The following is an 11469-nucleotide window of genomic DNA, read 5'->3' on the forward strand; positions in this document are numbered from 1 at the left end:
TGTTTAGGAAAAATCCAGCGTCAGCATTTTTGTTACCAAGGGGGAATGAGCATTATCCCTTATGAATCATGAAGAAGTTATCTCTGCCCCTGGTCTGTGATTCATGCTAACAGGGCTGCTGAAGTTGTGCTGAAGCAAATCAAAAACCTGCGAGGGATCGCGGAAAATTTAAAATGGCATTTCATTTATCACAGCCATTTTGCGCAGTATCTCGCAGCAATGAAGATAAGATGGAAATGGGGAGGAATTACTCTTTTTATTTCCTTCAATTCTGGTTATTACTTAATAAGCACCAAGAGATCGGCGCTAATAAATAAAATGAAGTGATTTAATTCAGGAGTCATTTGTGGACAGATGCGTGTTTTACATTTCCGATGGTACTGCGATTACAGCAGAGGTTTTGGGCCATGCGGTGCTTTCTCAATTCCCTGTCAATGCGACCACTTACTCGTTACCTTTTGTAGAAAGTGAGGAACGTGCGAGAGCTGTCTGCAAACAGATCAATGAAATTTTTGAGAAAACCGGAGCCCGTCCGCTGGTGTTTTACTCGATTATTTCGCCCAACATCCGCGATATCATTCAGGGCAGTGAAGGATTCTGCCAGGATATAGTGCAGTCGCTGGTGGCGCCTCTGCAAAATGAGCTGGGTGTCGACCCCACGCCCATTGCCAACAGAACCCACGGTCTGACGGCCAGCAACATCACCAAGTACGATGCGCGTATTGCCGCTATTGATTACACACTGGCACACGACGATGGCATTTCCCTGCGTAATCTCGATCAGGCACAGGTGATTTTGCTGGGCGTCTCCCGCTGCGGTAAAACTCCGACCAGCCTGTATCTTGCACTTCAGTTTGGGATCCGGGCGGCTAACTACCCTTTTACTGCTGACGATATGGACAACATCCAGTTGCCAGCAGCACTAAAACCGCATATGCATAAACTTTTTGGCCTGACGATTGATCCGGAGCGTCTGACCGCTATCCGGCAAGAGCGCGTTGAAAACAGCCGTTATGCCTCCTTACGCCAGTGCAGGATGGAAGTGTCGGAAGTTGAGGCGCTGTTTCGCAAGAACAAAATACGCTATCTCAACAGTACGAATTATTCCGTTGAGGAGATATCAGCGAAGATTATGGACAGCTTCGGTATGAGCCGTCGTATGTTCTGAATCCATTTCCTGATTTGGGTGGCATATCCTGCTGACAGTGGTTGAATTCATCTGTTTTTGGGTTATTGTGATCGACATCACTTCCCGGTATTCCTGCCGCAGAGAAGAAACAAATTTTCGAGAGCACCATGTCACAAACAGATGAACTGCGTACGACGCGCATCGACAGCCTGATTACGCCTCAGGCACTGGCAGACAAATTGCCAATTTCCCCGTCGGTCGCACAACACGTGATGGAATCACGTAAACGGATTGAAAAAATTGTCAGTGGCGAAGATCAGCGCTTGCTGGTTGTCGTCGGTCCCTGCTCTATCCACGATATTGTAGCGGCGATTGATTACGCGGGAAAACTACGCGTATTACGTGACAAGTATCAGGATCGCCTTGAAATCGTGATGCGCACCTATTTTGAGAAACCTCGTACCGTTGTCGGCTGGAAAGGATTAATTTCTGATCCTGAGCTTAACGGTTCGTGCCGTGTTAATGACGGTATAGAGCTGGCGCGCAAAGTCCTGCTGGCCGTCAATGAGCTGGGTATTCCGACTGCCACCGAATTCCTGGATATGGTGATCGGACAGTATATCGCTGACCTCATCAGCTGGGGCGCGATAGGCGCACGCACCACAGAAAGCCAGATCCACCGTGAAATGGCGTCAGCACTGTCTTGCCCTGTTGGCTTTAAAAATGGTACCGACGGCAATACGCGTATCGCCATTGATGCCATTCGTTCTTCACGTACCAGCCACATGTTCCTGTCACCGGATAAAAGCGGTCAGATGACTATTTATCGCACCGCAGGCAACCCTTATGGCCACGTGATCATGCGTGGCGGTAAAAAGCCCAACTATCATGCAGAGGATCTGGAGCAGGCTTGCCAGAATCTGGCTGAGTTTGATTTACCGCAGCGTCTGGTGGTCGACTTCAGCCACGGCAACTGTCAGAAACAGCACCGCCGTCAGCTGGATGTGGCAGAAGATATTTGCCAGCAGATCCGCAGTGGTTCTTCAGCGATTGCCGGTATTATGGCGGAAAGTTTCCTGATAGAAGGCACTCAGGCGATTCATCCTGGTAAACCGCTGGTTTATGGCAAATCAGTGACTGACCCTTGCCTGAGCTGGGAAGATACTGAAACCCTGTTGTCGATGCTGGCTGAGGCCACTGACAGCCGGTTCTGATCACTTTCTGGCAACCTTTCCAAGGGCAACTTCGTTGCCCTTTTTTATGCCTGCGGTTCGCCGCGTCTTCCTGACCCCTGCGTTTTTCACTCTGTAAATACTGCACTATCCCTCTTACATTAAAGGGTTACCTGGCAAAAATTACATTCCATCAACAAAAATTTTCTTGATGTGTTCTTGCAATGATTTGATAATGATTATCAAATTGATATTAATTCCCATTACCAAGTGTAAGTTAACGGGCTACTGACCCGAATTTATTACAAATCATTCACATAACATCGCGAGTTTTTACCAGCCAGCGGGCGGGTGACTTAGGCTAACGAGGAGACAGCAATGCATTCAGTTCACTATCAGGATTATTTACAGGCTAAAGACGCGAACCCGGGTAAATATGCCCGCGATCTGGCGGAAATTTTGGCTATCAGTGAGGCAGAATTAACTGCATTACGTGTTTCCCATGATGCCGCACGACTTGATGTTGATGCCCGCACATTGCTGGCTGCTCTGGAAAATGTCGGTGGAACAAAATCGATTACCCGCAATGATTTTGCCGTTCATGAACAACAAGGTCGTTATGAGAACCAGCATCTGAGTGGTCATGCAGGCCTGATTCTGAACCCGCGCGCACTGGATTTGCGCCTGTTCCTGCAACACTGGCAGCATATTTTCAGTATGTCTGAAAACACGGCTCGTGGCGTTCGCCACAGTATTCAGTGTTTTGATGCTCACGGCGATGCAGTGCATAAAGTCTATAACACCGATGAAACCGATATGGCGGCCTGGGACGCGCTGATTGCGCAATACAAAACCGACGTCAATCCGCCATTGCAGATTGAAGCTGCGCCATCGACTCCCGCCCGGAAAGCGGCTGATGCCAGTGCTATCGATGCAGACTGGCGCGCTATGACTGACGTTCATCAGTTCTTCCAGTTGCTGAAACGCCATGACATCAGCCGTCAGCAGGCCTTTGAAGCGGTCGGCGAAGACCTGGCATGGCGCGTGGAAAATGGTTCCCTGACCCGTTTGCTGAACATCGCCAAAGAAGACCAAAACGAAATTATGATTTTCGTGGGCAACCGTGGCTGTGTGCAGATCTTCACCGGCCAGATTGAAAAAGTGATGCCGCACGGTGAGTGGATCAACGTATTCAATGAACGCTTCACGCTGCATCTGGTAGAAAGCGCCATCGCACAAAGCTGGATAACCCGTAAGCCAACCAAAGACGGTTTCGTCACCAGTCTGGAATTGTTTGCTGCCGATGGTACCCAGATTGCCCAGCTTTACGGACAGCGTACCAAAGGCACGCCTGAACAGACTCAGTGGCGCGAGCAGCTGGCTCAGCTCAGTGGCGAAGGCGTTGCAGCATGAAACTCTCGCTGAAAGCCCTGTTAGCTGCCAGCACTCTGCTGGCAGCACCTTTGCTACATGCGGCCGAAAAACTGGTCACTATCGGCGGAGACGTCACTGAAATTGTTTACGCCCTCGGCGCTGGCAATGAACTGGTGGCGCGAGACAGCACCAGTCTGCGTCCGAAGGCAGCTCTGGCGCTGCCGGATGTGGGTTATATGCGCCAGCTAAATACCGAAGGCATTTTATCAATGCATCCTTCAATGGTACTGAGCAGTGAACTGGCTGAACCTTCGCTGGTGTTGCAACAGTTATCACAAAATGGCGTGAAAATTGTCCGTGTGCCGGGTACCCCTTCTATCAATACCGTGCCTGAGAAAATTGAAGTAATCGCCGCAGCCCTCAACCGTCAGGCTGAAGGGGAGAAACTAATCACCACTTATCGTTCACAGCTTTCGACCATTCGTCATGATGCGCTGCCGGTGAAAATGTTGTTTGTAATGAGCCACGGTGGCATGTCTTCCATGGCGGCGGGACAAAATACCGCGGCGGATGCGATGATCACGTCCGTCGGCGCAAAAAATGCCATGCAGGGATTTAGCCGCTACCGCCCGCTTTCTCAGGAAGGGGTGATTGCAAGTGCGCCGGATATTCTTCTGCTGACCGCGGACGGTGTCAAAACGCTCGGCGGGCTGGATCAGGTGTGGAAATTACCGGGTGTGGCGATGACGCCTGCTGGCAAGAACAAACGCGTTTTAGTACTTGATGATATGTCGCTGCTGGGCTTTGGTCTGCAAACTCCGGCCGTGATGGCGCAACTTCGTCAGGCGGCGGAACAAGCGAAATGAGCAGCATGAGCCCCCCAATGCCATCACGACGCCGCTCGCCGGTTTGGGCGCTGATCGGACTCGGCGGTGCTCTGCTGGTACTGGCTATTCTGGCGGCCAATACCGGCGCGATGGCATTGTCGCTCAGGACGTTAATTTCGCGTCCTTTTGACGATGACCTTTGGCAGGTCTGGCTGAGCATACGCTTGCCAAGAGTGTTATTGGCTGTGATGGTCGGCTGTGCGCTCGCCAGCTCCGGTGCGGTAATGCAGGGGCTTTTTCGCAATCCCCTCGCAGATCCTGGACTGCTTGGGATCAGCAGCGGTGCAGCGCTGGCGGTTGCACTAACGATTGTCATGCCGCTCGCCCTGCCGCCGCTTCTGGCTCTCTACAGCCATATGATCAGCGCTTTCTTCGGCAGTCTGGCGATTTCAGCTATTGTCTTCACCCTGAGCCGTTTCGGGCATGGCGGGTTATCGCGTTTATTACTGGCGGGGATCGCCATCAATGCACTGTGCGGCGCAGCCGTAGGCGTGCTGACTTATGTCAGTGATGATCAGCAGTTGCGTCAGTTCTCGCTCTGGAGCATGGGCAGTCTGGGACAAGCACAATGGCCGACACTGGCCGTTGCTTCTTCGCTGATCCTGCCTGCCTGCATTGCCGCGTTGTTCATGGCACGCCGTCTGAACATTCTGCAACTGGGGGAGGAAGATGCGCATTATCTGGGCGTGAATGTCCGCCGTACCCAGTTGCAGTTGTTGCTGCTGAGCGCATTGCTGGTCGGTGCCGCGGTGGCGGTTTCGGGCGTTATCGGTTTTATCGGGCTGGTTATCCCGCATCTTTTACGAATGCGTATTGGTGCCGATCACCGCTGGCTGTTGCCCGGTTCAGCCATGGCCGGAGCCTGCCTGTTGTTACTGGCGGACACGCTCGCGCGTACACTGGTTGCTCCTGCAGAAATGCCTGTGGGACTGCTGACCAGTTTGATCGGCGGTCCGTATTTTCTCTGGCTGATCCTGCGTCCGGGAGTGCCACGCAATGTCTGATATTTCCTCATCTATGATGGCTGAAAACCTGACGTATTCTGTCAACGGCAGGCGTTTGATTGATGACGTTTCGATGAGTCTGGAAAGCGGCGAAATGGTGGCGCTGATCGGGCCAAACGGTGCCGGTAAATCGACCCTGATGCGGATGTTGACCGGTTATCTGTCACCCCAGTCAGGACAATGTTCGATGATGGGCAAACCGCTGAACGACTGGCAGCCACAAGAACTGGCACGCACACGTGCGGTAATGCGCCAGAACAGTACGCTGGCTTTCGGATTTAGTGTCCGCGAAGTGCTGACACTCGGGCGTTCGCCCCACGGCCAGCAAAATATGCAGCGCGCGCTGGCAGAGGTGATGACGCAGACAGGCTGTCTGAATCTGGCTGAGCGTGACTATCGCCAGCTATCCGGCGGTGAACAACAGCGCGTTCAGCTGGCACGGGTATTAATCCAGCTTTGGCAACCTGAGCCTGCCCCGCGCTGGCTGTTTCTCGATGAACCGACTTCAGCGCTCGATTTATATCATCAGCAACATGCGCTGCGCCTGTTACGTCATCTGACCCAACAGACACCGCTGGCCGTATGCTGTGTCTTGCACGATCTAAATCTTGCCGCATTGTATGCCGACCGGATTATTTTGTTGCACAGCGGGAAAGTGGTCGCAAGCGGGACACCGGCTCAGGTGCTGAGCGAAGAAACGCTGAGTCGCTGGTATCAGGCCGATTTAAACGTCTGTCCGCATCCGGACACCGCGTTGCCTCAGGTTTTCCTGCGCCAGTAAGTGCCCTGCAGAAAGGAAAAAGCCACAAGGCATGTTGCTTTGTGGCTTTTTTGGTCAGCTCGAGCAGGATATTTCCAGATGCTTTCCCCAGTCCGGCGGCAGTGCCGCCATCGCGTCATATTGCGGCGCGTCACTGTATGGATCGCGCAACGCCTGATGCAGTTGAGTCAGCGCACTGATGTCATCTTTTTCGGCACGTTCAATGGCCTGCTGCGCCAGATAATTCCTTAAAATAATTCTCGGATTACACTGTTTCATCGCGCCCTGGCGCGTCGCGTCAGCCACTTCCTCCGTCAGCAGGCGCTGGCGATAAGCCTGATACCAGCTGTCGAAAGCCTCACGATCAATAAATTCATCCCGCAGCGGCGAGCGGGCCTGTTGTTGCTCAGTATGACTTAACAACCTGAAGGTTTGGGTGAAATCCCTGCCCTCTTTCGCCATCAGGCTCAGCAGACCGGTCAGCAGGTCGTTGTCCTGTTTATTCTCGGTAAAGAAGCCCAGCTTTCCTCGCATCAGTGTACCGTACGTTTTCATCAGCGCCGGTTCATACTCACCGAGCGCCGCCTGTAACTGTTCCGTAGTCATCAGACCGGACAGCGTCTGCGCCAACCGGTGCAAGTTCCAGTAGGCTACGGCAGGTTGATTATCGTAGCTGTAACGCCCCTGATGATCAGAATGATTACAGATGTAACCCGGCTGATAATCATCCAGAAAGCCGAACGGACCATAATCGATAGTCAGCCCGAGAATAGACATATTGTCGGTATTCATCACACCGTGAGCGAATCCAACGCTTTGCCATTGCGCCATCAAACTGGCGGTGCGTTCCACCACTTCCGTAAACCAGCGCTGATAAAGCAAAGATTCAACCGGTTCACTTTCCAGCAATTCCGGCCAATGATGAGCAATGACATAATCGGCCAGTTGCTTCACCTGTTCCGGCTGTTTACGGTAATAGAAATGCTCGAAATGCCCGAAACGAATATGGCTTTCAGCCACGCGGATCAGCATCGCACCGCGCTCCGGCTGTTCGCGAAATACAGGCTCATCGCTTGTTGCAATCGTCAATGCGCGGGTGGTTGGAATCGATAAATGATGCAGCGCTTCTGAAGCCAGAAACTCACGGACGACGGACCGTAATACTGCGCGACCATCACCCATGCGCGAATACGGCGTCAGTCCGGCGCCCTTCAGGTGCCAGTCAAAACGCTTTCCGCCAGGCAAAACCTGTTCCCCGAGCAGAATGCCACGCCCGTCACCCAGCTGCCCAGCCCAGACACCAAACTGATGCCCGCTGTAGACCTGTGCCAAAGGCAGCATGCCCGGAAAGATTTTCTCACCGCACCAGTATTCGCGGTGGTCAGCGCCGAAAAGAGATTCATCCAGCCCCAGCTCCTGCGCCAGCGACTCGCTATGGTAAAGCAGACGCGCACCTTTTAGTGGCGTCGGTTGCAGCGCGGTGTAAAAACCGGGCAGTTGGTCTGCATAATGGTGTTCGAATTGTGGCATAAATCCCCCTTTTCTTTAGTGTAGGTCTGCTCCGTCGTGATTAACACGGAGTAAATGCAGGGAGATTACCGACGCCCGGGATGAAAAATCCCGATACAGCAGGTGCTGACCGGGATCCTGAATATCAAGACGGCAGTGACGATGAGTGAAATTGAACAGGCCGGTTAAGCAGGCTGTCCATCTCAGCGGGATCAACGCCTGGCCACAACAGGCCTTTTACGCCCTTTATATCCTTTTTATGCAATGCATCGAAATACTCCTGGCTGTCCAGCCCGTCCACTACAATATTGCGGCAAAAACGGTTTACATTACGGATTAATGACGGCATCACGATCGTAAAATGTTCACCTTCATAAAGTTGCCAGAAGAGGTTTTTATCCAGTTTCACCCACTGAAAAAGATGATCGAAAATCGGCGCCATCGTAATATTCCCGGAGCCAAAGTTCTCCAGCCACAGGGTAAAATCTTGTTTTAGTGCAACCAGTTGAATGTTGTTTCTGCCCTGAGAAAGCTGCGAAAATGATTCACTCAGATTGAGATGAATAAAGGGGTGTGCTTTAAAAGCCTCACGGAGATTTTCATCTGCGAGTAATAAAGCCACCTGCTTTTCTTCAACACTGATATTCAAAATAACCTGATTATCGTTAAACCATTGGGCATGCTGATCCGCCCAGACTTGTTGTTCATTGAGAAAACGCAGTAATTGCGGTGGTGTGAGAAGGTTTAACACCAGTTCTGTGGGCATAACCAGCTTGCTGTCTGCACTGGAAAAGCGGCAAATTAATTCTACGGCAAGCAATTTCCCTTCAATGGTGTAGACCGGCTGACACAGATAGCTACTGTTAAAGGCCGTATCGAATTGTATTTTCATTTTTATCCAAAACATCAACGGCACTGCTAATTGATTGATAACCTTTTTGACTATCAATCAGATCATAAAGATGCCGGAGCCCCGAGGCGTAACCGAAACGTCAGAGAAATTGATATCAAGAAAGAGCCAGCCCGGTTGTCAGTAAAAAGCGACCAGGGTGCTGATAACTGCGTAATAAAGCGTTGCAAGATGTGATTCCCCTTTCTCACCTTCTAATTTGAGGGATATGTCAGTCAATACAGGGGGTTCAGACTAATCTTATCGTCAGCAGGGAAAACACGCAACGTGCAGCGTGAGTGCTATCAGACATATTTAGACAAATTAATGGTCACTCATTGCGCTATTGCCCGGGGAGAGTCGTATTCAACTATTTTAGTTAATGGTTATAGTGTCTTAATAGATATGGCGCAAGCCATCCGCCTGCAATTGAAGTCTCTACTCCAGACTCTGTCACTCCTCTAATCCAGTAAAAAAACCAGAGGTTATTATAAAATGTCAGTCGCGTTATGGTTAAAAGAAACGGTTCTGAAAAGCCGTACAATCAGTTTGCATCCCTTACGTCATGACCATGCAGATGCACTGGCTGAAGCCGCTGCCGATGGCGAATTATGGGAACTGTGGTTTACTTCAGTCCCGCGCCCGGATACGGTTGGAAAGTATATTGATGATGCCCTGAATGAACAGGCGGCAGGACGCGCTTTGCCGTTCGTTGTTGTCCATAACGAAACCCGGAAAGTCATCGGCACGACGCGATTTTCCAACGCCGATGTAAAAAATCACCGGCTGGAAATTGGGTTTACCTGGTATGCGCAACGTTTCCAGCGAACCTCTGTGAATACCGAATGTAAGGCACTGATGCTGGAGTATGCGTTTGAACACCTTCAGGCGATTGCCGTCGAATTCAGGACTCACTGGCATAATCATAAATCACGTGCAGCAATTACCCGCCTGGGGGCTAAACAGGATGGCGTCTTACGCAATCACAGCAAAAATGCTGACGGCAGCTATCGTGACACCGTGGTGTTTTCCATCATTGACCATGAATGGCTGATGGTGAAGAGAAGCCTGCAACACAAGCTGAGCCGTGGCTAAAATATTCCCCGGAAACGCACAAGAAGGGCCATCTCCGGGATTCAAACTTACTGAATACAACGCATCAGCCAGGATTGCAGTTCGGTCAGTTCTGCCCGCATCGCGGGATTCTGCTCAATGATTTCCTGGCACGTTTTCCCCACATCCTGCGCATGATAGCGCGTACCGACCAGCACATCGGCTAAGGCCAGTAACGGCGCAGGGTTCAGGCTGTCTGTGAAAATCTGCGCCCGGCTGATACTGCCTTTTTCAACGTCAAAGTGAATATCCACGCCGCCCCAGACAAAACGCTCGTTCAGCAGATGGCTGAACGCCGGTGCCTTGCCAAAATTCCATTCCCAGCTGCTTTGTTTAGCAAACCGCTCCGCGAAGCCCGGAATATCAGGGAAGACATCCGGTGAGATGATTTCCGGTTCCACACTTGACCCGTACCAGTCAAAGAAAGCGGCAGTAACGGCTTCGCAAATCTGCTCGTGGTTGATGTCCGGTACAAATTCACTGAGATTCGCCACCCTTGAGCGCACTGACGTAATTCCCTTCGCCTGCAGCTTTTTGACATCAGGATTGAGATAGTTTGCCAGACGGCTCAGATCAGCGTTAAGCAGCAATGTGCCGTGATGAAAACCGCGATCTGCTGTTTCACGGTAAGCGGACCCCGAGATTTTCCGCTCCCCTTCTGCGGTCTGAACCACCAGATCGTTGCGACCGGAAGCGCTGGCATCTATCCCCAAACGTTTTAAGGCATCGAGGATAATGTTGGTCGAGACACTTTTATCATATTCCGGTTTACCCGCCATAAACGTAAAGCAGGTATTGCCCAGATCATGAAACACCGCACCACCGCCGCTGCTGCGGCGCGCCAGGCGAATGCCGTCTTCTTCCATTCTCCGGGTATTACATTCTTTCCAGGGATTTTGCGCCTGCCCGATCACCACGGTTTCGGCATTACGCCAGAGGAATAACACCCGCTGAGTGGTCATTTCGCGGAAAATGCAATCTTCTACGGCAAGGTTGAACCAGGGATCGTAAGAATCGGAAAGTAACAGTCTGAGAGGTTTCATCGCGTATTCATCCTGAATGAGTCTGCTCTGATAATAACAGCAAAAAACAGGATGAAATACGCAGTGAAATCAGGGGGAATGGGTTTTATACCGTATCAGATACGACGAGCCTGCCAGTACACTTTGCGCCAGTAGACGTTATCGAGCGAAGAACGCGTGACGCCCTGACTGGTTGAGGCGTGAATAAACTGGTCTGCGGTATCGTAAATCCCGACGTGCAAGCCGTTCTCCCCGCTGCCGGTTTTAAAGAAAACCAGATCGCCGGGAAGCAGTTCATCACGGGAAACTTTTGTGCCAATTTTCGTTTGATCGGCCGTCGTTCTTGGCAAAACCACACCAAAACGATCGCGATAAGTACGAAAGACAAAGCCCGAGCAATCCACGCCGCTGGGTTGTAAACCGCCATAGCGATAAGGCGCACCGTGCCATTGACTGAGCTGGTCATTAAGCTCGGCAACCACGGTAATAGAATCAGCAAACCGGCCACTTGGCGGTGGCGCGTGGCTGCTGCAACCGTTAAGAATTAACGTGGCAACAGCCAGCAGGGAATACATGGATACGGACGACCAGCGCATAGTGCATTCCTTCC

At 51.5% G+C, this 11469-nt stretch carries 11 protein-coding genes; 7 read left to right on the forward strand and 4 right to left on the reverse strand.

Features of this window, described 5'->3' with window-relative positions; genetic code table 11:
- Positions 1-346 precede the first annotated feature (346 nt).
- The 6 genes from UC15_RS07960 (at position 347) to UC15_RS07985 (ending at position 6347) form a co-directional block, all read left to right on the forward strand.
- Complete coding sequence (locus tag UC15_RS07960; protein ID WP_112287956.1) at positions 347-1168, forward strand: pyruvate, water dikinase regulatory protein; 822 nt, start codon at positions 347-349, stop codon at positions 1166-1168.
- A gap of 128 nt (positions 1169-1296) precedes the next feature.
- A complete protein-coding gene (locus tag UC15_RS07965; protein WP_112287957.1) occupies positions 1297-2343 on the forward strand; it encodes a 3-deoxy-7-phosphoheptulonate synthase in 1047 nt (348 codons plus the stop codon).
- Between the two features lie 336 nt (positions 2344-2679).
- Entirely contained in the window at positions 2680-3714 is a 1035-nt protein-coding gene (locus UC15_RS07970; protein WP_112287958.1) for a hemin-degrading factor, read from the forward strand.
- Complete coding sequence (locus UC15_RS07975) at positions 3711-4541, forward strand: hemin ABC transporter substrate-binding protein (RefSeq protein ID WP_112287959.1); 831 nt, start codon at positions 3711-3713, stop codon at positions 4539-4541. The genes UC15_RS07970 and UC15_RS07975 overlap by 4 nt, the downstream gene beginning before the upstream one ends.
- Positions 4538-5566: a FecCD family ABC transporter permease gene (locus tag UC15_RS07980; protein ID WP_369964217.1), complete on the forward strand. Its 1029-nt coding sequence runs from the start codon at positions 4538-4540 to the stop codon at positions 5564-5566. The genes UC15_RS07975 and UC15_RS07980 overlap by 4 nt, the downstream gene beginning before the upstream one ends.
- A complete protein-coding gene (locus UC15_RS07985; protein ID WP_112287960.1) occupies positions 5559-6347 on the forward strand; it encodes a heme ABC transporter ATP-binding protein in 789 nt (262 codons plus the stop codon). The genes UC15_RS07980 and UC15_RS07985 overlap by 8 nt, the downstream gene beginning before the upstream one ends.
- Before the next feature lie 54 nt (positions 6348-6401).
- Here the strand turns inward: UC15_RS07985 and UC15_RS07990 are convergent, their stop codons facing one another.
- Both UC15_RS07990 and UC15_RS07995 read right to left on the reverse strand, forming a co-directional pair.
- Positions 6402-7856, reverse strand: coding sequence for a protein adenylyltransferase SelO (locus UC15_RS07990; RefSeq protein ID WP_112287961.1), 1455 nt, complete (start codon positions 7854-7856; stop codon positions 6402-6404).
- 124 nt (positions 7857-7980) lie between these two features.
- Complete coding sequence (locus UC15_RS07995; RefSeq protein ID WP_232829841.1) at positions 7981-8742, reverse strand: EAL domain-containing protein; 762 nt, start codon at positions 8740-8742, stop codon at positions 7981-7983.
- 477 nt (positions 8743-9219) lie between these two features.
- Between UC15_RS07995 and UC15_RS08000 the strand changes: the two genes are divergently transcribed.
- Complete coding sequence (locus UC15_RS08000; protein ID WP_112287962.1) at positions 9220-9819, forward strand: GNAT family N-acetyltransferase; 600 nt, start codon at positions 9220-9222, stop codon at positions 9817-9819.
- 47 nt (positions 9820-9866) lie between these two features.
- Here UC15_RS08000 and UC15_RS08005 read toward each other — a convergent pair whose 3' ends face one another.
- Together UC15_RS08005 and UC15_RS08010 are read right to left on the reverse strand one after the other, a co-directional pair.
- Positions 9867-10880 (reverse strand): lipoate--protein ligase A, encoded by a 1014-nt coding sequence (locus UC15_RS08005; protein WP_112287963.1) that lies wholly within the window; start codon positions 10878-10880, stop codon positions 9867-9869.
- Positions 10881-10975: 95 nt separating this feature from the next.
- Entirely contained in the window at positions 10976-11455 is a 480-nt protein-coding gene (locus UC15_RS08010) for an NlpC/P60 family protein (RefSeq protein WP_112287964.1), read from the reverse strand.
- Positions 11456-11469: the final 14 nt, after the last annotated feature.

This window comes from Rahnella sp. AN3-3W3 (assembly GCF_003263545.1).
GTDB classification, from domain to species: domain Bacteria; phylum Pseudomonadota; class Gammaproteobacteria; order Enterobacterales; family Enterobacteriaceae; genus Rahnella; species Rahnella variigena.

Excerpts from the sequence above, each read along its gene's own strand:
- UC15_RS07965 (WP_112287957.1), top strand. The coding sequence starts at position 1,297 with ATGTCACAAACAGATGAACTGCGTACGACGCGCATCGACAGCCTGATT.
- UC15_RS07970 (WP_112287958.1), top strand. The coding sequence starts at position 2,680 with ATGCATTCAGTTCACTATCAGGATTATTTACAGGCTAAAGACGCGAAC.
- UC15_RS07975 (WP_112287959.1), top strand. The coding sequence starts at position 3,711 with ATGAAACTCTCGCTGAAAGCCCTGTTAGCTGCCAGCACTCTGCTGGCA.
- UC15_RS07980 (WP_369964217.1), top strand. The coding sequence starts at position 4,538 with ATGAGCAGCATGAGCCCCCCAATGCCATCACGACGCCGCTCGCCGGTT.
- UC15_RS07985 (WP_112287960.1), top strand. The coding sequence starts at position 5,559 with ATGTCTGATATTTCCTCATCTATGATGGCTGAAAACCTGACGTATTCT.
- UC15_RS07990 (WP_112287961.1), bottom strand. The coding sequence starts at position 7,856 with ATGCCACAATTCGAACACCATTATGCAGACCAACTGCCCGGTTTTTAC.
- UC15_RS07995 (WP_232829841.1), bottom strand. The coding sequence starts at position 8,742 with ATGTTTTGGATAAAAATGAAAATACAATTCGATACGGCCTTTAACAGT.
- UC15_RS08000 (WP_112287962.1), top strand. The coding sequence starts at position 9,220 with ATGTCAGTCGCGTTATGGTTAAAAGAAACGGTTCTGAAAAGCCGTACA.
- UC15_RS08005 (WP_112287963.1), bottom strand. The coding sequence starts at position 10,880 with ATGAAACCTCTCAGACTGTTACTTTCCGATTCTTACGATCCCTGGTTC.
- UC15_RS08010 (WP_112287964.1), bottom strand. The coding sequence starts at position 11,455 with ATGCGCTGGTCGTCCGTATCCATGTATTCCCTGCTGGCTGTTGCCACG.